The sequence below is a fragment of the Marinomonas sp. THO17 genome, assembly GCF_040436405.1.
In the GTDB taxonomy this organism is placed as follows: Bacteria; Pseudomonadota; Gammaproteobacteria; order Pseudomonadales; family Marinomonadaceae; genus Marinomonas.
On sequence record NZ_AP031575.1, the window covers coordinates 2,288,822 to 2,311,703 of the forward strand.

Below are 22,882 nucleotides of genomic sequence, written 5' to 3' on the forward strand. Positions count from 1 at the left end.
TTAGTGAGACATGTTGGATAACAAGTCTGGATTCGTGACCAAGTTTCTCACCCCATGGGCGTGGTCTTCTTTGAAGACATTGTCACTGTCACACCAGTCACCAACTGTGGAGATGCTAACTTTCTGGACTTTAGGACGAACATTCCATGTAACTTGATAAGGCGATGCCTTTTCATTGTAACCAGGTCCTGTGGTAGAACCAGCGTAGCTTATAGGTTTTCCAGTATTGCTCGGAATATCCGTGGCTTGATAAAAACCATTACGCTCACCATAAGCTGTCAACTTTCCAAAATCCAATGCATTATCGTCATTAACAACAACGTACACTTGCGCTTCAACACGTAGCTGCGGGTTTTTAATTTCCTCGCTGATACAAGATCCTAAGGTCGGACCAGGTTTTACTTGCGCTGAAGAATAAACATAGTGAACTTCGATGGTATCGCCTGGTGAGACTTTACTGTGCTTACTTTTACACACAGAACCACCTTTAATCGGCCGCAACTCTTGAGCCGTTAACTTGCCATTGTATAGGTAACCAGTTTGGTAGCCTTCACCATCACCATTGCCAGCATAGGTAGTAAATTCTCCACCTTTGTGCTCCGCGTTTTTATGGAAATGAATATTACAAAGGTTCATCTTGGTAACAACAGGGGCTTCGCCAAAGGTCAGAATATTTCGCCCAAACTTACGTTCAATATCCCTTGGGGCTTGAGGCCCATAACCTTTACCATAACTACTTTCAGCCAATTTACTACGCTGTTCGCTAATGACTTCGTCTGAAACGACATTCGACTCACTCGCAAAAACACAACTGGTAAACAGGCTTATACCCACAATACTCATTAGATTAGTTACTTTCATTCACTCTTTCCTATTTTCCCAATTGATGATCTCAATAAGATCTTTAAGTATGACTGTAAACACCAATATCCTGAATAAACTCAAGATATTCGTGTTTGATACTATCAACCGCTTTTCTTCGAAATGTTAAAAATTACGCTTTTTCCATTTATTTCCATGCTTCTTTCACAAAATGTATCTATTTGCCTTATTCCCATAAGATAAATAGGTGTGCGCAAGAAGTGTGATTTAGATGGGTCACTGTTACCAAGCAAGACTGAATCACTTTGCCTTCTCTAAAAAGTAATGCAGAAGTTTTAGGCATAAGTGCTGAGCGTACCTTTTGCTCTTTTAGTGGTAAAAAAAAACGGTGCTCAACTCATGAGAGTCGAAAGTACCGCTTGGATTGGAATCAAGGAGATTAACGAAAGGCTTTCACAAGGGCCAATAAGCCAAAGCCATTCAGAATAAGATTAATACCAACAATCACACTCAGAAAAATCGGTGCTGCCGTTGGCAAATCCCACAACATCAACAGGGCAATCACAATCGACAACAAAGCCGAGAGAGCTAGAGCGACTTGGTAGCTGGTGTTCAGTTCGCCTTTAAACACTCGAATGCCTTTCATTACGCCATCAAAGCCAAATAAGACGGCCATAATAAGACCTAAACTCATGACGCCACTTAATGGATTGCTGAGCAGGATAAAAGCCACCAGCGCAAGGATCAGTCCGTTTAATAAATCAAACGCAACACCTTGCCAGCGACGCATTAAAAACGCATGGGCAAAGTAGGTTACTGCGGCGAAGAACAGGGTCCAACCAAGCACTTTCTCGATACCCAACGCAAAAGTAGTGGGGGCAATGAGGGCATAAATGCCTAATGCAATAAAGACAAAGCCTATGATGTTTAAAAGTTTCCCCTGTTTTTGTACTGCTTGCTGTAAAAGTTCCTTCGCGGATTGACGGTCAAAAGAAGACATAAAAATCCCTCTTTTTAATGACAAATGAATGAGTTAGCTATTTCAGACTTATATGAAACTCTATCATCAAAAATTGGATTCGGGATACGCTCAATCATTCAATCAATGTGAAGTTTCATGACTTAAGTGTTCACAAAACTATCATAAAGGACAACAAGCTACAGACTAAACTGTCGTTGCTAACTCCACAAAAGCACTGATGGCACTGGCAGGATTGTCTTTGCGTGCCACTAAATAAATAGTGGCTTGCGCAATATCCTTGTCCACTTGACGGTTGGCTAAACCATCGGTTTGGTGAAGTGATAACAGAGATTTCGGCACCATGCCTATACCCATGCCAGCCACCACACAAGCCAACATGGTGTAATGGCTAGGAATTTCAATGACGCGTTCACATCTTACATCATGTCGTTTTAGCCAGGTTTCCAATCTTTGACGATAGGAACAACCTTTGTTGTAACTCACCATGGTCAATGGTGATGGTAAGCTTTGTTCATCTTGCCAAACTTGCGGCATGATGAGCACCAACTCTTCTTCACAAAAAGGGGAGCATAACAGTCTCGCATCATTCGGTGGATCAGAGGTCATCACTAAGTCCAGCTCGCCCTTTAATACTTTATCAATCAAGGGCTCTGATGCAGCAGTCATCAGCTCCACCTGCACATCGGGATAGCGAACATGATACTTAGATAATAAAGAAGGCAAGTAGGATGCCGCACTGCTTTCCATGGAACCTAGCCTTAATAAGCCCGAAGGTTCAGATTGCGTTAATTCTGCAATAGCGTTTTTTTGTAGTTGCAAAATTTGCTGAGTGTATTCCAGTAGCCGAAGACCCGCTGACGTCACCACAAGGCGATTATGCTCACGGATAAATAAGTCTATGTTCAGCTCAGCTTCTAATTTCTTAATTCGTGCCGTAATGTTCGAAGGCACGCGATGCAAAGCTTCTGCGGCCCGTGTTACCCCTTTATGCTCTACCACTGCTTTAAAAACAATCAAGTCAGAAATTTCCATAGCAAGCCCCCCAATTACACCAGCAATAATTCATTTAAAATGAACGATATATTCTTAATTATTCATTTTTAATGAAGTCTAATATAGTCTAAACTGATTAAAAGTTAAACAAATGAGGATACCAAAATGACACAAGATACTTTGCCGCTAAAAGGCCTCGCCTATGCCTTGGCCGCTGTGGCGATTTGGACAGGGTTTATATTGGTATCCAAAGCAGGTAGTTTGGCTTCATTAGCCCTACCAGACATGATGATGGTGCGTTTTGGAACCGCCTTCGTATTATTTTCTCCTTTTATTTGGCAACACAGAGCCGCGATTCTGCAATGGCGCATGTTGGTGCTTGGTTTAATTGGTGGATTAGCCTACGCCTTATCAGTATTTAATGGCTTTGCTAATGCCCCAGCAACCCATGCTGCTTTGTTACTTCCGGGCTTAATGCCTATTATGATTGCCGTGTTTGCTTATTTTGTCGCAGGGGAGCGCCACTCAAGAGCGTCATGGCTGGGCATTTTTCTTAGCAGTTTAGGCATCATGGCGTTATTAATAGAAACCTTTACGTCTGGCAGTCAATATTGGTTAGGGGACAGTAGCTTTGTACTGGCTTGTATTTTCTGGGGCATTTTCACCGTATTACTAAGACGTTGGAAATTTGCTCCTTGGCAAGCCACTCTGGGCATCATTGCGGTGACTTTTAGCCTATTCGCTCCTGTCTATGTGCTTTTTTTGCCACATCATATTCTGGACGCTACGTGGCAAATGGTAGGCCTGCAAGCTTTCTATCAAGGTGTCATGGCAACCACCATACAAATGGTATGTTACGGTCGCGCTGTTCATTTAATTGGTGCAACACGAATGGGCAGCTTGATGGCGTTAGTCCCGGTATTTGCCAGCAGCTTAGCCGTACCTTTATTTAATGAAGCTTGGAGCCTAGGACTAACGATTGCTCTAGTGAGCATATTGCTTGGCACTCTCATAGGTAATCTGCCTATCAGCAGAATTCTATATCGTATATCGTCTACACCGTATTACTACAAGTAAATGTTATACTAATTTCGCTCACCTGAAGCATAAGGCAAACCTTTATATTCTGTCATGGCCTGTGGCAAAGACAAAGAATATGCCCACCATCAGTCCCCCTATTGACTGTTTTCTGAAGAAAGCAGTCAATGTCATATGTACTCCTGCAATTAACTTCCCGATAGATAAAAAAACGAATCTTACTGCTTAAAAGTAAAAGCAATACGAATTTTTCACTCTAAATACAGAACAAGTCGTTACTAAATCAAACCCAACGAACTCAATCGGATAATAGATAAAATAATCGCCTAAACAGCCTATAAACATCTTATTTTTACTATGAAAATCTACTAAAATTCACCATGAATAACTACACAAAACATTACACAGTAGTTATTCATAAGTGGAGAAATCTATAGGGAGACGACTCGATGACTTCACCTCACGCAATGAAATGTTAGAGCGAATCGCAGATACGCCGGGAAGTTTGCGCAAACTCTGCTCTACGAAACGACTGTAATCGTCTAAATCTTTCGCCACTACTTGCAACATAAAATCCGCTTCCCCTGTGGTGTTATGGCAAGCCAAAACGTATTCAGAGTTCGCAATTATTCGCTCAAATTCAAGGGTGCTTTCTTCATCGTGACTAGTACAAGAAATTTGTACAAAAGCCATGACGCCAAACCCCATACGACGCCGATCTAAGTTTGCTTGATAACTGGTAATAATCTGTTCTTCTTCAAGCCGTTTTAAGCGACGCCAGCAAGGTGTTTCACTCATAGAAACAGCATTGGCTAACTTGGCATTGGATATGCGCCCATTCTGCTGTATGAGAGACAATATTTGTTTATCAACTTTGTCGAGCTTCGCCAAAAGAAAGATCCTTTTTAAAATTAATAAATACTTAAAAGAAACTGCTAATAAAGTGCCAAATCGATACACAAATAGCAAAGCAATTTCCTCATTTGAGTCTAGACTGTTTCTCAAATACTTTATTCAGAGGGTGTAATGATGAAAGCAGTGGTGATCGAGAAATTTTCTTCTTTACCTAGTATCCAGCAGGTTGCTGATCCAATCCCAGCCTCACATGGCGTGGTCATTAAAGTCGAAGCCACTGGTGTATGTCGTAGTGATTGGCATTGTTGGCAAGGACACGACACTGATGTCGTTTTACCACACGTACCAGGTCATGAATTTGCTGGCATTATCGCGGAAGTAGGCAAAGATGTTACCCGCTTTAAAGTCGGCGACAGGGTGACGGTTCCTTTCATCAATGCTTGTGGTAGTTGTGCGGAATGTCACTCAGGCAATCACCAAGTATGTGGAAACCAAACTCAGCCGGGCTTCACTCATTGGGGATCTTTTGCTGAATACACTAGGGTAGACCACGCCGATATCAACCTAGTGGCACTACCAGAACACTTAGATTTTGCCACTGCGGCTAGCCTAGGCTGCCGGTTTGTCACCTCTTTTAGGGCAGTGGTAGATCAAGGAAAAGTCAGCGCAGGCCAATGGGTAGCAGTACATGGCTGCGGCGGTGTTGGTTTATCCGCCATCATGATAGCCAATGCACTAGGAGCCAATGTTATTGCAGTAGATATTGATCAAGGCAAACTGGAATTGGCTCGCACTTTAGGTGCGGTCGCCGTCATCAATGCCAACCAAGTCGCCGATGTGGCGGAGGCCATTATCGAGATCACCAAAGGCGGCGCACACGTTTCACTGGACGCTCTAGGTCATTCACTTACCGCGTTCAATTCTGTACGCAGCTTGCGTAAATTAGGCAAGCACATTCAGGTGGGTCTGTTGCTGGCCGATCATGCCACTCCGCCTATGCCAATGGCAAAAGTCATCGCGGATGAGTTAGAAATTATAGGCAGTCATGGTATGCAAGCGTATCGCTACGACGCCATGCTAAGCATGATGCTATCAGGGAAGTTGGCACCAGAAAAGCTCTTGGGGCGCACCATCAGCTTAGCAGAATCCATTAACGCATTAATCAGCATGGACACGACAAATACACCAGGCGTTACGGTAGTCACTCAATTTTAGAGAAGTCCTAATGTGGCGGGCATTTGTACATCAAATTAGCGCCATAGGTGTAAATATCAGTCATTGACTTTGCCCCTTACCCACAAACAAATAACACGCCAGCATCGGATCCGCCGGTGCTAAGCTGGTTTTAATGCCAAAAGGGGCAAACACCTTATTGACGATTGCTTGGGCTGGACTGCCTTTGTCTTGCTCTAGGTCACTCAAAGTTCGACGACTGACACCCACCAGCACGGCGAATTGCCCCTGATTCATGTGCAGAAATTGTTTGCGTAAATACTTGAGTAACTGGCCCTGAGTTAATTCCTCTAGCATATGCTGCCGTATTAAATCGATGAGTAAATTCTGCTGAGAAGGGGTGAATGAGTCGGTCATTTTTGCTCCTTTTGCGCAATATTATGCTCAAATATAGACATAAATATCGAGAAATGAGAAAAATTTTGCACAAAATTATTACAGGCAATAAAAATGAGCATAAATATGCTCATTTTTATTGCCTTGAGCTGTCGATTTAAGCGGAGGCTTTTTTCACAAACTGAGACTTCAACATCATGTCGCCCGCCCCATCCACTTTGCAATCAATATCGTGATCACCATCTACTAGGCGTTTGATGGTCGCTTTAGTACCAATTTTCAGTACTTGAGATGAGCCTTTCACTTTTAAGTCTTTTGCCAAGGTCACTTTATCGCCTTCGTGAAGTTGTTTGCCTGTGGCATCTTTTATGATCAAAGCATCTTCGTCCACTTCCACTTCATGCGGATTCCATTCATAGGCACATTCTGGACAGATCAACATAGCTTGATCTTCATACACGTATTCAGAATGACATTTTGGGCAATTTGGCAGACTCATTTTGGCTAAAACCTTTACTTAATTCGTATTAGAAAGGGCGCATTATAACCCTAAACTCCATAAGGTTTTACTCTTGTGAAAACTCTTTTTTATTGCTTCCAAGAATCCAAACAATCAGCTGTTGCGTAAATTTTTTTATACTAAAAAAGGAGATGGACAATGAAAATGGGCTTAGTGTGGTTTGACAAGGATTTACGCTGCGCAGACCAAAAAATGTTGTGGCGAGCCGCACAAGAAGTAGATCAATTGGTTTGCCTGTACTGTGATGCACCTGAACATAAACGCCCCTCACGTTATGCCACCCAAGGCATGTCTAAACTGCGCCGTACCTTTTTATTACAAGGCTTAGACAATTTAGCTCAAGAGTTAGATGCCCTTGGGCAAATTCTCTACGTTAGTCAATTGGATCCGGTAAACAGCCTGACCCTGATACTCAATGAACTTCCCATTTCCCACGTTTTTTTAAATCATTGCGGCGGATGGAATGAACAAACCAGTTTACGCCATCTAGAAAAGGCTTTTTCAGATGTGCATTTCCATACCAGTTATGCTCAAACACTATTCGAACCATGGCAATTTCCTTTCTCTATCGCCGATCTACCTTCTACTTTCTCGAAATTTCGGCGCATTGTTGAAACCATGGAGATTGCCGAACCCATGCCCAAATTAAAGGATTTGCCCAGCGCGGTAATCTTTAGTCTGGCTCAAATCCAGCCTTGGCAAGCAACAAGTATATTATCACAAGGACCTTTTATAGGAGGCGAAGACGCTGCTAAGCAGCAACTAACAGACTACTTCACCACAGATTTGCCCAAACATTACAAAGAAGTTCGTAATGCCTTATCGGGTTGGGAAAACTCCACCAAGTTTTCCGCTTGGTTAGCACAAGGCAGCGTATCCCCTAAACAAGTGCTGGCGGCGTTACGCCAGTATGAGGCAGACCGTGGTTCCAACGAATCAAGCTACTGGATATTCTTTGAACTGTTGTGGCGCGAATATTTCCATTGGTATGCCGCATGCCACGGCAAGCATTTGTTTATGCCAAATGGGGTGACCAAACAGGCTCCTAAGTTGTCCTATTACCCAGAACGCTTTCGTAAATGGTGCCAAGGCAATACACCTTACCCCATAGTCAATGCCTGCATGAAGCAACTTAATCAAACGGGCTTTATGAGTAATCGTGGACGTCAATTGGTTGCCAGTTGTTTGATTTATGAATTGGGTGTGGACTGGCGTTATGGTGCGGCCTATTTTGAGCAACAACTCATTGATTATGATGTTGGCTCAAACTGGGGAAACTGGCAGTACATTGCAGGAGTCGGGGCCGACCCGCGCGGAGGCCGCCGATTTAACCTCGATAAACAAACCGCACAATACGATCCTGATGGTACTTTTATTCGTCTATGGAAAGGTGACGAATTTGATCATCAGTTGGATTCTGTGGACGCGGCAGATTGGCCTCTCTATCCAACACCTTAGTCGCTGTTTTATGACCCAAGCCTGCTTACCTGAAACGTCTTTAGCGCCCGTAGTGGTTTGGTTTAAACGTGACTTGCGTTTAACCGATCATGAGCCTTTACAACAGGCCATCAACAGCCAGCGTCCGGTCATTTTATTTTATGTGTTTGAACCAAGCTTGGTCGCTGACGAACACTATGATGAACGTCACTGGCGCTTTGTATGGCAGTCCTTAATGGACATGCAAACTCAGCTAACACCTTACCAAGCCAAGCTCTACATTGATTATCAAGAAGCGTTAGCAGCCTTAACAAGCCTTCACCAAACAACCTCCTTTCAGGCGTTATACAGCAGTGAAGAAATTGGCTTAGGACTAACTTTTGAACGGGATATTGCCATAAAAAAATGGTGCCAAAAAGCGCAAATAAGCTGGCATGAATTTCCAACCGGTGCTGTGATTCGAGGGTTGAAGAATCGGGATACTTGGGATCAAGCTTGGCAACAAGTCATGCGCCAACCCATTGCCGAAACGGCACTAGAAAAAGCCTCTTGGCACCAGATGACTCCACCTAATATTGCTATCCCAAAACCTTGGCAAACGAGTCAAAAAGGCTTGCAAACCGGTGGCAGCACACTTGCTTGGAAAACTCTGACCAGCTTCTATGAGGAACGTGGGCAATATTATTATTCCTCCTTATCCAGCCCGCTAACCAGCCGCTCCGCCTGCACCAGACTTTCGCCCTATTTGGCATGGGGCAACATCAGCTTGCGAGAAGTGTATCAAGACCTATTAACTCGCTGGCACACCAAAGGCTGGCGACGCACCTTGATTGCTTTGAGTTCACGATTGCATTGGCATTGCCACTTTATGCAGAAGTTTGAAAGCGAGTGCCGCATGGAATATCAACCCGTCAATCAGGCTTATCACGCTTTTCCCTATCGCAATGACGAACAAATTTGGCCGGACTTTGAACGCTGGTATCTCGGTAAAACAGGCTACCCTATGATAGATGCTTGTATGCGCGCCTTACATGCCACGGGCTACATCAACTTTCGTATGCGTGCCATGCTGGTGAGTTTTCTTTGTCACCATATGAATCTGGATTGGCGCATGGGCGTGAAGCCGCTCGCTAGGCTCTTTCTCGACTTTGAGCCCGGCATTCACTACCCACAGTTTCAAATGCAGGCCTCGGTGACGGGCACTAATACCATTCGCATCTATAATCCGGTGAAACAGTCACAAGACCAAGATCCTGAGGGGGACTTTATCCGTCGCTGGGTGCCAGAATTAAATCAGCTACCTGCCCCACTGATCCATACGCCTTGGCACATGTCCCCAATGGAGGAAGCCCTCTATGACTGTCAACTTGGCAATGACTATCCGCATCCTATACTCAACTTAGAAGAGGCGGCCAAATCCGCTCGTGAACGTTTATGGGGATTTCGAAAGCGGCCTGAAGTAAGCGCAGAAAAACAACGAATATTAGCCACCCATGTTCGTTCACCTAATAGTAAAACCAAGAGCAAAACTCAAAATAAGAGGTCTTAATGAGCCAATTTCACACCCTTCGTTTGATATTGGGCGATCAGCTCAACGCCAGCCACTCTTGGTTTAAACAGACCGATTCTGGTGTGTTGTATCTGATTGCCGAATTGCACTCTGAAGCCCACTATGTGAAACACCACATCCAAAAGATCACCGCCTTCTTTTTGGCCATGCAAGGTTTTGCTAATGCCTTGCAACAAGCAGGACATAAGGTCTGCCATCTCACTTTGGACGATACAAAAGGGCTCAGCCTAAGCGACTTACTAACCCAGCAAGCAGACAAAATAGGTGCTCAGACTATTCAGTATCAAAGACCGGATGAATATCGCTTACTCAGACAATTGGAGGATTATCAAAACACCTCTTCTGTTCCAGTAGAGAGCTTTGATACTGAGCACTTTTTATTACCATTTGCGGAAATTCCCCATCATTTCAAAGCCAAACACACTGTACGCATGGAGCACTTTTACCGAAAAATGCGCCAACGCTTTGATATTTTAATGACGGCAGAAGGCCAACCAGAAGGTGGCAAATGGAACTATGACGCCAATAATCGCAACAAGTTAAAAAAACAGGATTTAGCCGACATACCAGAGCCATTGTGTTTTCAGCACCCTGTTGACGATATTGTGGCGCGCCTCAAACAACACCAGATACCTTGTTTTGGGCAAATAGGATCGTACCTCAGTTGGCCTGTAACACGTCGTGAGGCCCATCAATTATTGGATTATTTTTGCCAACATCTGTTGCCCAATTTTGGACGTTTTCAAGATGCCATGACTGACCAATCCGAACATGCATGGAGCCTGTATCATTCGCGCCTATCTTTTGCGCTCAACAGTAAATTGATTCACCCTATGAACGTCATACAAGCCGCTATAGGGCAATTTCGCCAAAACCCTAAAATAGATTTATCGCAAATCGAAGGTTTTGTCAGACAGATCCTTGGCTGGCGAGAATATGTACGCGGCATGTATTGGATAAACATGCCAGACTATCGCCAACAAAATGCCCTCGATGCTCAACGAGACTTGCCTGAGTATTTTTGGACAGGGGAGACCAAGATGAATTGTTTATCGCAAGCCATTCATCAGTCCCTCGAATTTGCCTACGCACATCACATCCAACGCCTCATGGTGACAGGTAATTTTTGTCTGCTGACAGGCATTGAGCCCCAGCAAGTAGACGATTGGTATTTGGGCATTTACATCGATGCCATCGAATGGGTGGAATTACCGAACACTCGTGGTATGAGTCAATTTGCCGACGGCGGTTGGATTGCCTCTAAACCTTACGCAGCAAGTGGCAGCTACACGCATAAAATGAGTGACTATTGCTCCTCATGCCATTACCAAGTGAAAGAAAAGATCAGCGAGCAAGCTTGCCCACTCAACAGTTTGTATTGGCGTTTTATGGTCAAACATCGAGACTGGCTGAGTAAGAACCCGCGCATTGGCATGATATATGGCAATTGGGATAAGCAAACAACCGATCAGCAACAGGCTGTGTTAGACAAGGCTGATTGGTGTTTGCAACATATTGAGCAGCTGTGACGCCCTAATTGCGCAATTTTGTCCAATACATATCCCGTTAAAGAGAATAAGCTAGACTCTATTCAGTACTAAACTAAGGTAAATAGAATGGCAGCAACCAATAATCACTTCCAATTTGCGAAAAGCCAATTGAACGATGAAGTTATTTTGCTGAGCGCCGCGATGAATGATTTCTCCTACGGCACTCACGCCCATGAAGAGTTTTCCTTTGGTATTACTCTTTCCGGTCGCCAAGACTTTTTTGCTTTAGGTGAACATCATAAAAGCCACCCAGGTAATGTCATTGTATTCAATCCAGATGACGCACACGACGGCCACTCAGGCGGCGATGAAACACTGCACTATAAAATGCTTTATATCCACCCTGATCAACTAACACCTATGTTAGAGAGCGCTGGCGTTCCTTATGCAAAGCACTTTCGCATCAAACAATGCGTACAAAATAATCAACCACTAAGACATCAGATTCTGCATTTGTCTCACTTGGTCGAAGCCAAAAACACCTCTACCATCCAATACAAATCGGCTCTGTATGACTTTGCTGAGTTGCTTGCTCAACAGCAAGGAATAGAAAAAAATAAAGGTCTACATAGAAAAGACGCTTTGTTTGAGCAGGTAAGAGACTACCTTCATAGTCACTTGACGGGAGACATTTCATTAGACGAGCTAAGCAAAATGGTGCATCTTTCCAAATACCATTTTCTTCGTTGTTTCCGTGATTATTTTGGTATGACGCCCCATAAGTACTGGCAAAATTATCGCCTTAACCAAGCTAGAAAAGCTATTGCATCGGGAATGCCAATTGCCGATGCCATGTATCATTTTGGTTTTAGTGATTTAAGCTACTTCAATCGCTGCTTCAAACCAAGCTTTGGCACAACGCCGTCACGCTACCGGAACAATTTGCTCGCCAATTAACCGGTTTCCAACTTCATTTCTTTTTTATCAAAGTCAATTTGAGGGTTTCTTATGCTCGAAATACTCGTTTTCGCCTTCACTATTATGTACACACCTGGGCCAGTAAACTTTATTGCACTTTTTGCCGGAGTCAATAATCAAGGATGGCAAGCATTTCGCTTTTGTCTGGGCGTAGGCTTAGCCATGTTTTTCCTATTTCTCACGCTAGGTTACTTAGGCAGTGAACTCGTTACACCCACAATACAAAAAATTATCGCAGTTTCTGGCGGCCTCTACATAGCGTATTTGGCACTCAAAATTCTCTACGCGAGTCGTCATTTTAATCTAGAAGCACAAGATGCTAACCGACTGAATTTTAAGATGGGCTTTGTCTTACAAGCGTGCAATCCAAAGGCATTAGTAGTCATTGTCCCCATTACCACAGTACTGTTTCCTCAAGCCAACATCACAGGCAATGCCATCCTTATTTGGAGTATGATTCTCGCAAGCATGGCATGCGGTGCCTCCAGTTTATACTTACTAATAGGCTCTAAAATGAAAAGCGTCGCCACTGCCCCTAAACGTATGAATTGGATCAATCGCCTTATGGCATTGTTACTCTTAATCGTCGCTGTTGATTTTATTTTTTAGACCATCAGCAAGATAAAATTGAAAAAGAGGGATTCGCCGTCATTAACCAAACTGATTTACCGACAACTCCACCATTAAGTCACTGCTGATGTTTTCCAATGCCGCTTCCAATTCGGATAAGGGCAAACTCGCGGGAACAGACAACACCATTTCGGCTTTGAATAACATTTCAGAACTCATTGGCGCGGGCTCACAACTTGTGGTCAATTCATTCACATTGACCAATAAGGAATGCAAAACTTGCGAGACTTCTTTAATAATACCGGGACGATCATTGCCCACTACCGAAAGCGATAAAGTAGAAGATTCTGAACCACTGGCTTGCGCAGTTTCCACGCGTACATACAAGCCAACTTGTTGAAGACTTTGTAACGCCGAAATCATATTATCTTGCTCAGCCAATGGCACAGAAACCGTAAGAATACCGGCAAACTTATCCGCTAAATGCGCCATGCGGCTTTCTAACCAATTGCCCTGATGTCGAGCGATCACTTCTGATAAACGTTCAACAATACCAGGCTTATCTTCACCAATAAAACTTAATACAAGATGTTGCGACATAATGGTCTCCAAATAAACTAACCCTGCTCATTCAGCCCTTATAGAATAGGTAAAAATCTGAATTACGCTATTATTTTGCTGGTTTGTTAGCACTTCGATGATAATAACAAGCACCTATCCCTACCGCCAACACACCCGATATTCCACATAGAGCGATTGCCGCTCTGGCGCCAAATTGGTCCGCCACAAACCCCATTATAGGGCCACCTAGCGCAGTGCCACCAATGGCAATGGCCAATACCACCGACATAACACGTCCACGATAAATCTTTGCTGTCGCCAACTGCATGAAAGACGCAGTGGATGTGGTAAAGAGTTGCGTCCCCAAACCTAAACAAATTAGCAGCACAGCAAAGGACCAAAAAGTTGGACTTAAGGCAACTGCAAAACAACTCAATGCATAAAAACCCGCCACATAAATCATCGAATAAAAAGACGGTGACGATTTTCTGCTGGCGGTCACTATGGCACCGGTTATAGAACCAATGGCCATCATAGACAGCAACAAACCGTATTGATCCGATTGCCCTTCAAACACATGCACAGTCATGGACGATAAATACACAGAAAAATTCATACCAAAACAGCAAATGAGAAAAGACATAATGCAAATCACGGTCATTTCACCGTGGCGACCTATATAACGGAAACCATCCAAAAAATTAGACAAATTAGGCCTTCTATCCATATTTGACTCAGCCGTTATTGCCAAGCGCGGTTTCATTAAGATTAAAGCGACTAACAAAGGAAGGAAAGACACAAAATTAATTATGAATACCCAGCCGCTCCCCACCAAAGCAATCAAAACTCCCGCGATTGCAGGGCCAATTAAGCGCGCACTATTGAAAGAAACTGCATTCAAACCAACCGCATTCGATAATGCTTTTTCACTGACCAAATCCGATACAAATGCATGTCTTGCAGGCGCATCAAACGCTGCCACACAGCCTAACCCCAATGCACACAAACACACTTGCCATAACGCAACATTTCCAGATAACACCAACAAACCCAGCAGCAACGCCAAGAATGCCATTAATGTCTGAGTAATCAGTAATAATTTACGTCTGTTCATACGATCAGCCGTCCATCCGGTAATGGGTAGCAAGAATATTTGCGGTGCAAATTGCAGGAACACCACTAAGCCAACAGCGGAGGCATTTTTATCAGACAATTCTGCAATTACTAACCAATCTTGTGCAGTACGTTGCAACCAGCCACCAATATTCGAAATCACTGCGCCACAAAACCACAAACGATAATTTGGATTGGCAAGAGAGCGAAAAGTATTGACCAAGCATGACTCCTTAGTTGGTCATTCATTAAGAAAAAAGAGATTGATTAGCAGATCATACTCCTCTGAATAAAAAAAGAAGCCACCAATCTTTGTAAGGGTTTCGGTTTCCTTAACAGAATACGTGACAGCGATAGCCGAATGATGGATGAGACTTCCACAATTTGTTCATAAAGCGCATCTTGCAGTTTCGCCAGTTTGGACCCATATCTTTTGTATTCAAACCTCTATTAATAAGGATTCATGATGTCACACCTATTAGATAAATTAAACTGGCGCTATGCGACCAAAAAAATGGACCCAAGCAAAGCAGTTGAGCAAGAAAAAGTCGATCGCATTTTGGAAGCCATTCGTCTCACAGCAACCTCAAGCGGGCTGCAACCATATGAAGTCATAGTGGTCACAAATAAAGCATTGCGCGAGCAAATTTTGCCACATGCCTGGAACCAAGCTCAGATCACCGATGGTTCTCATCTTTTGGTTTTCGCCGCTTGGGACAATTACACAGAAGAACGTATCAACACTATGTTTGATCTAGTAAACGATGAACGTGGCTTCAAGAACGAAGGCTGGGAAAACTATCGTCAAATGTTACTAAGCAATTACCCCCCACGTGATGCAGAAACCAACTATCAACACGCTGCTCGCCAAGCCTATATTGGCCTAGGTACTGCCTTGATTGCAGCAGCAGAAGAAGGTGTCGACAGCACACCTATGGAAGGTTTCGACCCAGCTAAAGTGGATGAGATTCTGGGCCTAACAGAGCGCGGCCTTCGCTCTGTCGTCTTGTTACCATTAGGCTACCGTGCCGCAGAAGGTGACTGGCTAAAAGATCTGAAAAAAGTACGTCGTGCAAAACAAGACTTCGTTACGGAAATGAACTAATTCGCTATTTCAAACGTAAATAAAGCGCCTTATTACAAGGCGGCTGTTCTACCACGCCGACCAATGAGTCGGCGTTTTTGTTGCTATTTTTGTTTTTTTATAACACCCATTATTCAGGGAACTCTGCCCTAGGGAACCGCTCTATTAACAAGCAACTCGACGCATTTCAAGGAGACAATTATGATGAAGCAATTTGGTTTATTAGTGCTCGCCAGCTTGGTCAGCGCCTGTTCCAATGACAGTTGGCGTACTGCCAGTCGTGAGCCAGCCGGCATTGCACCTTCTCCAGAAATCCAAAAAGACGCCGTCATCGAAGTTTATGCCGCCGATGCTTATAGCTGGAGAGGGTGGTTTGCGGTGCATACTTGGATTGCGACGAAAGAACAAGATGCTGACCGCTACAAGGTGTATGAAGTTGTAGGATGGCGAGTGAATCGTGGTTTACCCGCACTCTCCGAATACCAAACTTCGACACCAGATCGCTATTGGTTTGGCGCCAAACCTGAAAAACTCTTATCGATTCAAGGCGAGCAAGCACGCACTCTTATCCCTCAAGTTGCTCAAGCGGTAAAGGCTTATCCTTGGAAAGACGAATACAAGGTATTTCCGGGCCCAAACAGCAATACCTTTCCTGCTTGGATTGGCCAACAAGTTCCTGAGCTTGGGCTCAAGCTACCCTTTAGTGCCATTGGTAGAGGATACGCAGACAATGCCCCATAAAAAATGGACTCAATAGAGTCCATTTTTATCACCTTAGCAGAGCCATTATCAGTGCTTAGTATCGCCCGGATTGGGAATGAAGTTAATCACCATTTCTTCTGCCTGTGGTGCACTGCTGTGTGGTTTATTCACTCGCGTAGGTAATTCTGGCGCTTGCGCCTGTACATTAGTGGATTGCTCATCCTGATAACCGCAAGCCACACATTCTCTATGTTGCTTCTCTGCAACATCATCACGCCAAGCGCGAATTTTATCCATTTCATTGCAGCGTGGGCAAACGGCCCCTGCAATAAAGCGTTTTACTGTCATCTTATATCCTCATTGGAGTCGCCAAAGCCATCACTCAAGCGACTCAATGCTGCATTATTTAACGGTTACGCGGCAATCCCACTGTGGCGCAGCAAAGCCTCTGTGCTGGGTTCACGACCTCGGAAAGCAGCAAACAATTCCGCTGCGGGCCGCGAGCCACCATTAGCCAATATGGTATCACGGAAGTGTGCGCCCGTATCTTGGTTAAAGATGCCGTCTTCTTCAAATTTCGAGAAAGCATCGGCCGACAGGACTTCTGCCCATTTGTAGCTGTAATAACCTGCCGCATAACCACCCGCAAAGATATGCGAGAAACTGTTTTGGAAGCGGTTAAATTCAGGCGGAATCACTACGGCAACAGCGTCGCGCACTTGATTCAATACGGATTGAACAGAGACACCTGCCTGGTAGTCTTTGTGCAATGTAAAATCAAACAGTGAAAACTCCAACTGACGCACCATTTGCATGGCCGATTGAAAGTTTTTCGCCGCTAACATTTTATCCAACAAATCTTGCGGTAGTGGTTCACCTGTTTCATGATGACCCGCAATGTAGGCTAGTGCCTCTGGTTCATAACACCAGTTCTCCATAAATTGGCTAGGCAATTCCACCGCATCCCACGCCACACCATTAATACCTGATACGGCTGATTCTTCCACTTGGGTCAGCATGTGATGCAAACCATGACCAAATTCATGGAACAAGGTAGTAACTTCATCATGCGTAAGCAAAGCGGGCTGTTCACCAATTGGTGGCGTGAAGTTACATACCAAGTAGGCAACAGGTAATTGCAAACGCGTATCACTCAAGCGACGACGAGTACGACAAGCATCCATCCAAGCACCACCACGTTTGCCTTCACGGGCATACGGATCCAAGTAGAAACGCGCGATATCAGTACCTTCTTTGCTAATGGTAAAGAGTTTGACGTCTTGGTGATAACGGTCAAACTCTTGTTCTTCACGAATGTCCACTGCGAATAAAGTTTGTGCCACGTGAAACAATCCGGACAAGACTTTGTTCATTGGAAAATAAGGACGCAACGCCTCTTGAGAAATACTGTACTTATGCTGACGCAGTTTTTCTGCGTAATACATCATGTCCCAAGCGTTTAATGTCTCTACGCCTTTCTCTTCTTTAGCAAAGGCTTTTAGGTTCGCTAAATCCTGCTCCGCAGCCGGTTTAGATTTTTTGGCCAAGTCCTGCAAGAAGTCGATTACTTGCTGACCATTGTCTGCCATCTTGGTGGCAACCGACAATTCTGCGTAATTTTCAAAGCCTAAGATTTCCGCCATTTCATGACGTAAAGCCAGAATTTCATCGATCAATGGTGCGTTATCATAACTTGCATCCGCTTGATCCGATGCTCGTGTCGAAAAGGCGCGATACATTTCTTCGCGCAAAGCGGCATTGTCTGAATAACTCATGACAGGTAAGTAGGAAGGAAAATCTAAAGTAAATAGCCAGCCTTCTTGCTCTTTAGCCTGCGCCATTTGTTTGGCTTGCGCTAAAGCAGATTCAGGCAAGCCCGCCAACTCAGCTTCGTCGGTAATGAGTTTACTCCAAGCTTGAGTGGCATCTAATACGTTTTCACTGAACTGGCTACTCAGCTCAGACAGGCGCTGACTAATCTCGCCATAACGTTTTTTTGCTTTGCCTTCGAGTCCCACACCTGACAATTCGAAATCGCGTACCGCTTGTTTTAATGTTTCTTGCTGAGCGACAGACAAATTAGCTGCTTCAGGACTGTCTGCTAACGTTTTGTAAGCTTGATATAAGGCCTTGTTTTGACCCAATTCTGTGTAGTATTGGGTTAATTTTGGCAGACAAGCATTGTAAGCGGCACGTAATTCTGGGGTATTTTGCACGGCATTCAAGTGACTGATTGGCGACCAAAAGTTACTCAAATCATCGTCTAGTTGATCCAGAGGCAATACCATATTTTGCCAAGTTGGCTGGCTGTTTCCGGCAACACATGCCGCTATTTGAGTTCGGTTGTTCTCTAGAATGGCATCTAGCTCGGCTTCTATTCGACTTACCTCTACCGCAGAAAAGTTCGGTAAGCTGGTCGCATCCCACACAGATTGTGACATATCGTGGTATCCTTTTTGACAATAAATTAACGACTTGGCGTTCTGATCGATATTGGTCGCCAAGCCAAAATAAAAGACTACCTACTAAGATAAGTGGTCTTTGCAGTTTTTCAATGCATGAAAGACTATTGTCTTAATAGTTACCTTTATAAAAGGGAAATCATCAGGAGAGTCAGCATGGTAATGAAGTCATTTCGTGGTCATACACCACAATTTGGGGAAGGCGTTTGGGTCGATGATCAAGCCGTTATTATTGGCGATGTGTTTATCGATGATGACAGTTCTGTGTGGCCTTTGGTGGCAATTCGTGGTGACATGCACCGCATCCGTATTGGTAAGCGCACCAGCATTCAAGACAATTCCTGCCTACACATTACCCATGCCAGTACTTACAAACCAGAAGGTTATCCACTTACCATTGGTGACGATGTTACCGTTGGTCATATGGCCATGTTACACGGTTGCACTATTGGTAATCGAGTCTTGGTGGGGATGGGCACCACCATTTTAGATGGTGCTGTCATTGAAGACGAAGTCATTATTGGCGCAGGTTCTCTGGTTCCTCCCGGGAAACGTTTGGAATCAGGCTATATGTACATGGGATCACCGGCGAAACAAATTCGTCCTCTCAATGTCAAAGAAATAGAATATTTCCAATACGCGTGCTTAAACTACGTTAAATTAAAAGACGAATATTTAGCCGAAGCGCAACAAGAAGCGAAAAAAATCGATTGATAATACCGCTAAACTTGTAAGAAATATGAACTCACTAGGTCTAATAATAGGGAAAAGAGGTTGAAATGATTGAGGCAAATCCTTCGTTAAGTGCATCTGAGGCGCCAAATGCCGCCTTGTTTTATGACCCAGAATTCATGGAAGCTTTACGTAGCCAAATGCTAAAGTTCGCTAGATTACAGGTTCAGGATGCACAGTTAGCAGAAGACGCAGTGCAAGAAGCCATGCTGTCTGCTTACCTAAATATCGACAAATTTGGTCGGCAGGCCGCATTGAAAACCTGGGTATTTTCTATTCTAAAAAACAAACTTATTGATCTGTTGCGCAAAGAAAAACGTATTACTGCCGCCAGTCAACTTGAGAGCGGGCCAAACTTGCATGGTGATGCACTCATGGATCATTTGTTCAAAGAAAATGGGCATTGGCAAAAAAGTGAACGTCCGCAGAAATGGGATGACCCGGATCATGACGTGGAAAATGAACATTTTTGGCGAATATTTGATGCCTGTCTAACGGCACTGCCAGAAAAATACGGGCGATTTTTTATGATGCGCGAGTTTTTAGAAATGGAAACACCAGAAATCTGCCATAATGAAGACATTAGTGTCTCCAGTCTCAATGTTACTTTATACCGTGCTCGCTTACGCTTGCGTGAGTGTTTAGAAGATAATTGGTATCAGACAAAGGAGTCTGGATAATGATGAATTGCAAAGAGGCGACACAGCTTTTGTCGGAAAAGCTTGATCGTCCATTAGGCACCAAAGAAAAAGTCATGCTGGGTGTTCATACCGCTATGTGCTCGTCCTGCAAGGAATTTGGTAAACAGATGCAAGACATTCGTAGCCTAGCTAAACAGTACTCTAAAGGCCACTCAAGCGAAGAAAAAAAATAATTTTGTGTTTTGACTGTAAGAAATGAAAAGCCGTCTACGTCAAAACCCTGTAACCCAAAGACAATATGTCTTTTTAATCCAAACCAATGAGGCTTTAACAATGAAAAATTCAACTGCTACTCTATCCGTTGCTCTAGGCACTGCAATTGCATTATCTACTGTGGCTATGCCAGCACAAGCAGCTAGTAAGGAAAAATGCTACGGCGTAGCACTTGCAGGACAAAATGACTGTGCTGCTGGACCTGGCACCTCTTGCGCAGGCACTTCTAAAACGGATTATCAATCTGATGCTTGGAAATTAGTACCTGCTGGAACCTGCACAGAAATGTCATCTAAAACATCGCCAACCGGTTTCGGTCAATTGAAAGCGTTTTAATCGCTTCAATCATGTCACATTTCTTATCCAATAAGACCAAAGCAAAACAAGAAGCCGACAGCACGGCTGCTTGTTTTGCTTCTCTGACTGGTATCAGCCTAAAGCCCGCATACTATCAAGCTATTCTGCAACAACATCCAGAAATCGGCTTTTTTGAAATTCATGCGGAAAATTACCTGAGTAAAGGTGGTCCTGCTGCCTATTATTTACGTCAGATACGCCAAGATTACGATATTACGGTACATGGTGTCGGTTTATCGATTGGCGGCGAGCAAAAGCTTGATCTTTGCCATTTAGACAAGGTGGCGAATCTCGTAGATGACATTCAACCAGTCTATTTTTCTGAGCATTTAGCCTGGTCCAGTCATCAGCAAAATTTTTATAATGATTTGCTGCCAGTTCGTTATGACACAGCCAGTTTGCATAGAGTTTGCCAACACATAGAGGAAGTACAAGAACGTATGCAAAGGCAAATTCTTATTGAAAATCCCTCTAGCTATTTAATGTTTGCAGGCAATGAATATAGCGAAATAGACTTCATAAAAAGCATGGTAAAGCGAAGCGGATGCGGTTTATTGCTAGACATAAACAATGTTGAGGTGTCCTGTTTCAATCAAAGCAGCTCTCCATTTGATTATCTTGATGCTTTTCCAATGGAAGCGGTCAAACAAATTCATTTGGCTGGCCATACCTTAGACGATAATCCCCAAGTACCGCTAAAAATTGACAGTCATGATGAAGCCGTAAGTAATGATGTCTGGTCTCTGTATCAGTACGCTTTACAAGGCATGGGAGACTGCCCAACTCTAATCGAACGTGATGGTAACTTACCTGAACTAACGGAACTGATCGCGGAAGCCCAATTTGCCGATCATATTCGCTCTCGCCTTAGCAAAGAGGAGAAGAGTCATGCAAGCTGACTTCATTCAGGCAATTTTGACGCAAGATGCTAACTCACTTCAGCCCTATTTGCGTGGCAATCAAGAAGACAACGCGATACGTTTTAAGGTATATCAAAATAACATCATTGTTTCCTTGCAAGATGCATTAAGTGACATTTTCCCACTAACACTTAAATTGGTCGGTACCGACTTTTTCCGTGCTATGGCGAGGGCCTACTTACTAAAATACCCTCCAAATACACCTATTATCAGTGAGTATGGCGCTTCGTTTGCAGAATTTATTTCGGATTTTGAGCCTGCAAAAAATTTGGGTTTCTTGGCTCCAATGGCAAGCTTAGAGTATCAATTATTACAACTCACCAATGCCGAAGAGTGTGCGCCACTCGACCACCAAACCCTTACCACTTTCTTAGAACAAACTGTCCATCCCGAACAAATTTGCATTGAGTTAACCGTCAACACCCAACTCCTGCATGCACCGTTCGCACTCGGCTCTCTTTTTCTTGCTTGTCAGCAAGATACTCCGTTAAATACCTTAGAGATGGATAAAAGTGAGTATTTACTTCTTCACAAGTCTTTTATTTACGCTAAGATGAATATCATTAGCTATGAAGAAGCTAATTTTATTAAGGCGTTACAAAATAAGTTACCCTTATCACAAGCCATACCTGAATCAAACGACTTTGACTTAGGCCAAACACTTGCCAAGCTGATTGAATGGCAATTAATTACCAAACTCACTTTGAACACCAACTAAAAGAGGCACTGCAATGCTATCAAGAATTATGGACTCCCTAGATGGGGTATTTAGAAAGATACCTGAATCTCTTATCTTGTTCGTTGCACGATTTTCTCTCGCGGCGGTATTTTGGTTATCGGCACAAACCAAAGTAGATAACTTCGCCATCAATCTGATTAATATGACTTTTCATCTAGATTGGCCAAAAATTACTAATGCAACCTATTTCTTATTCGAATACGAATACAATTTGCCTATACTACCTCCGGACATCGCTGCGATACTGGCCACTTTTGCCGAACACATCTTGGCCGTTTTAATTTTAATAGGTTTACTCACCCGTTATGCCGCTTTTGGCCTCGCTATCATGACACTAGTAATTCAGATTTTTGTTTATCCAGACGCTTACGCCACCCATGGTGTTTGGCTCGCCATCTGTTTGCTACTAATGAGCAAAGGCGCTGGTAACTTGTCAGTAGATCATTTGATTGGACGCTAAAAAAGCGCCCTTAA

The 22,882-nt window shown here is 43.7% G+C and carries 26 protein-coding genes; 16 read left to right on the forward strand and 10 right to left on the reverse strand.

Annotated features, from left to right (window positions below; genetic code table 11):
• From ABXS85_RS10940 to ABXS85_RS10950, 3 genes are all read right to left on the reverse strand, one after another.
• Entirely contained in the window at positions 1 to 861 is an 861-nt protein-coding gene (locus tag ABXS85_RS10940) for a delta-class carbonic anhydrase (RefSeq protein WP_353666567.1), read from the reverse strand.
• Between the two features lie 400 nt (positions 862 to 1,261).
• Positions 1,262 to 1,822 carry a DUF308 domain-containing protein gene (locus ABXS85_RS10945; protein ID WP_353666568.1) on the reverse strand — a complete coding sequence of 187 codons (561 nt, stop codon included), beginning with the start codon at positions 1,820 to 1,822 and terminating at the stop codon, positions 1,262 to 1,264.
• Between the two features lie 165 nt (positions 1,823 to 1,987).
• A complete protein-coding gene (locus ABXS85_RS10950) occupies positions 1,988 to 2,836 on the reverse strand; it encodes a LysR substrate-binding domain-containing protein (RefSeq protein ID WP_353666569.1) in 849 nt (282 codons plus the stop codon).
• 126 nt (positions 2,837 to 2,962) lie between these two features.
• On the opposite strand from ABXS85_RS10950, the gene ABXS85_RS10955 reads away from it, so the two are divergent.
• Entirely contained in the window at positions 2,963 to 3,874 is a 912-nt protein-coding gene (locus ABXS85_RS10955; RefSeq protein WP_353666570.1) for a DMT family transporter, read from the forward strand.
• A 372-nt stretch (positions 3,875 to 4,246) separates the two neighbouring features.
• Here ABXS85_RS10955 and ABXS85_RS10960 read toward each other — a convergent pair whose 3' ends face one another.
• Positions 4,247 to 4,726: an Lrp/AsnC family transcriptional regulator gene (locus ABXS85_RS10960; protein WP_353666571.1), complete on the reverse strand. Its 480-nt coding sequence runs from the start codon at positions 4,724 to 4,726 to the stop codon at positions 4,247 to 4,249.
• A gap of 138 nt (positions 4,727 to 4,864) precedes the next feature.
• Here ABXS85_RS10960 and ABXS85_RS10965 point away from each other — a divergent pair, with 138 nt between their 5' ends.
• On the forward strand, positions 4,865 to 5,905 hold the full coding sequence (locus ABXS85_RS10965; RefSeq protein WP_353669770.1) for a zinc-dependent alcohol dehydrogenase family protein: 1,041 nt from the start codon (positions 4,865 to 4,867) through the stop codon (positions 5,903 to 5,905).
• A 60-nt stretch (positions 5,906 to 5,965) separates the two neighbouring features.
• On the opposite strand, the gene ABXS85_RS10970 is transcribed toward ABXS85_RS10965, so the two are convergent.
• Both ABXS85_RS10970 and ABXS85_RS10975 read right to left on the reverse strand, forming a co-directional pair.
• Entirely contained in the window at positions 5,966 to 6,280 is a 315-nt protein-coding gene (locus ABXS85_RS10970; RefSeq protein WP_353666572.1) for a helix-turn-helix domain-containing protein, read from the reverse strand.
• A gap of 136 nt (positions 6,281 to 6,416) precedes the next feature.
• On the reverse strand, positions 6,417 to 6,758 hold the full coding sequence (locus ABXS85_RS10975) for a zinc ribbon domain-containing protein YjdM (RefSeq protein WP_353666573.1): 342 nt from the start codon (positions 6,756 to 6,758) through the stop codon (positions 6,417 to 6,419).
• A 159-nt stretch (positions 6,759 to 6,917) separates the two neighbouring features.
• Between ABXS85_RS10975 and ABXS85_RS10980 the strand changes: the two genes are divergently transcribed.
• The 5 genes from ABXS85_RS10980 to ABXS85_RS11000 all read left to right on the forward strand — a co-directional run bounded on the left by ABXS85_RS10980 (position 6,918) and on the right by ABXS85_RS11000 (position 12,863).
• Positions 6,918 to 8,237, forward strand: a complete 1,320-nt coding sequence (locus ABXS85_RS10980) for a DASH family cryptochrome (RefSeq protein ID WP_353666574.1) — start codon at positions 6,918 to 6,920, stop codon at positions 8,235 to 8,237.
• Entirely contained in the window at positions 8,179 to 9,765 is a 1,587-nt protein-coding gene (locus tag ABXS85_RS10985) for a deoxyribodipyrimidine photo-lyase (RefSeq protein ID WP_353666575.1), read from the forward strand. Before ABXS85_RS10980 ends, ABXS85_RS10985 begins: the two co-directional genes overlap by 59 nt.
• The gene (locus ABXS85_RS10990) at positions 9,765 to 11,315 is read left to right on the forward strand and encodes a cryptochrome/photolyase family protein (protein WP_353666576.1); all 1,551 of its coding nucleotides are present in this window, start codon (positions 9,765 to 9,767) and stop codon (positions 11,313 to 11,315) included. The genes ABXS85_RS10985 and ABXS85_RS10990 overlap by 1 nt, the downstream gene beginning before the upstream one ends.
• 87 nt (positions 11,316 to 11,402) lie before the next feature.
• A complete protein-coding gene (locus ABXS85_RS10995) occupies positions 11,403 to 12,233 on the forward strand; it encodes an AraC family transcriptional regulator (RefSeq protein WP_353666577.1) in 831 nt (276 codons plus the stop codon).
• Positions 12,234 to 12,284: 51 nt separating this feature from the next.
• Positions 12,285 to 12,863, forward strand: coding sequence for a LysE family transporter (locus tag ABXS85_RS11000; RefSeq protein ID WP_353666578.1), 579 nt, complete (start codon positions 12,285 to 12,287; stop codon positions 12,861 to 12,863).
• A 42-nt stretch (positions 12,864 to 12,905) separates the two neighbouring features.
• Here the strand turns inward: ABXS85_RS11000 and ABXS85_RS11005 are convergent, their stop codons facing one another.
• Complete coding sequence (locus ABXS85_RS11005; RefSeq protein WP_353666579.1) at positions 12,906 to 13,424, reverse strand: ACT domain-containing protein; 519 nt, start codon at positions 13,422 to 13,424, stop codon at positions 12,906 to 12,908.
• Between the two features lie 70 nt (positions 13,425 to 13,494).
• Positions 13,495 to 14,721, reverse strand: coding sequence for an MFS transporter (locus ABXS85_RS11010; RefSeq protein ID WP_353666580.1), 1,227 nt, complete (start codon positions 14,719 to 14,721; stop codon positions 13,495 to 13,497).
• Positions 14,722 to 14,964: 243 nt separating this feature from the next.
• On the opposite strand from ABXS85_RS11010, the gene ABXS85_RS11015 reads away from it, so the two are divergent.
• Positions 14,965 to 15,603: an NAD(P)H-dependent oxidoreductase gene (locus ABXS85_RS11015; RefSeq protein WP_353666581.1), complete on the forward strand. Its 639-nt coding sequence runs from the start codon at positions 14,965 to 14,967 to the stop codon at positions 15,601 to 15,603.
• Between the two features lie 180 nt (positions 15,604 to 15,783).
• The gene (locus ABXS85_RS11020; protein WP_353666582.1) at positions 15,784 to 16,323 is read left to right on the forward strand and encodes a DUF3750 domain-containing protein; all 540 of its coding nucleotides are present in this window, start codon (positions 15,784 to 15,786) and stop codon (positions 16,321 to 16,323) included.
• Positions 16,324 to 16,371: 48 nt separating this feature from the next.
• Here ABXS85_RS11020 and ABXS85_RS11025 read toward each other — a convergent pair whose 3' ends face one another.
• Both ABXS85_RS11025 and prlC read right to left on the reverse strand, forming a co-directional pair.
• The gene (locus ABXS85_RS11025; protein ID WP_353666583.1) at positions 16,372 to 16,632 is read right to left on the reverse strand and encodes a YheV family putative zinc ribbon protein; all 261 of its coding nucleotides are present in this window, start codon (positions 16,630 to 16,632) and stop codon (positions 16,372 to 16,374) included.
• A 65-nt stretch (positions 16,633 to 16,697) separates the two neighbouring features.
• Complete coding sequence (gene prlC, locus ABXS85_RS11030; protein ID WP_353666584.1) at positions 16,698 to 18,725, reverse strand: oligopeptidase A; 2,028 nt, start codon at positions 18,723 to 18,725, stop codon at positions 16,698 to 16,700.
• A 177-nt stretch (positions 18,726 to 18,902) separates the two neighbouring features.
• Between prlC and ABXS85_RS11035 the strand changes: the two genes are divergently transcribed.
• From ABXS85_RS11035 to ABXS85_RS11065, 7 genes are all read left to right on the forward strand, one after another.
• Positions 18,903 to 19,460, forward strand: coding sequence for a gamma carbonic anhydrase family protein (locus ABXS85_RS11035; protein ID WP_353666585.1), 558 nt, complete (start codon positions 18,903 to 18,905; stop codon positions 19,458 to 19,460).
• Positions 19,461 to 19,525: 65 nt separating this feature from the next.
• A complete protein-coding gene (locus tag ABXS85_RS11040) occupies positions 19,526 to 20,158 on the forward strand; it encodes an RNA polymerase factor sigma-70 (RefSeq protein ID WP_353666586.1) in 633 nt (210 codons plus the stop codon).
• Entirely contained in the window at positions 20,158 to 20,352 is a 195-nt protein-coding gene (locus ABXS85_RS11045; RefSeq protein WP_353666587.1) for a zf-HC2 domain-containing protein, read from the forward strand. The genes ABXS85_RS11040 and ABXS85_RS11045 overlap by 1 nt, the downstream gene beginning before the upstream one ends.
• A gap of 100 nt (positions 20,353 to 20,452) precedes the next feature.
• The gene (locus ABXS85_RS11050) at positions 20,453 to 20,728 is read left to right on the forward strand and encodes a DUF2282 domain-containing protein (RefSeq protein ID WP_353666588.1); all 276 of its coding nucleotides are present in this window, start codon (positions 20,453 to 20,455) and stop codon (positions 20,726 to 20,728) included.
• Between the two features lie 11 nt (positions 20,729 to 20,739).
• Complete coding sequence (locus ABXS85_RS11055) at positions 20,740 to 21,648, forward strand: DUF692 domain-containing protein (RefSeq protein ID WP_353666589.1); 909 nt, start codon at positions 20,740 to 20,742, stop codon at positions 21,646 to 21,648.
• The gene (locus ABXS85_RS11060) at positions 21,638 to 22,387 is read left to right on the forward strand and encodes a DNA-binding domain-containing protein (protein WP_353666590.1); all 750 of its coding nucleotides are present in this window, start codon (positions 21,638 to 21,640) and stop codon (positions 22,385 to 22,387) included. The genes ABXS85_RS11055 and ABXS85_RS11060 overlap by 11 nt, the downstream gene beginning before the upstream one ends.
• 13 nt (positions 22,388 to 22,400) lie before the next feature.
• Entirely contained in the window at positions 22,401 to 22,868 is a 468-nt protein-coding gene (locus ABXS85_RS11065; RefSeq protein WP_353666591.1) for a DoxX family protein, read from the forward strand.
• The last annotated feature ends 14 nt before the right edge of the window (positions 22,869 to 22,882 follow it).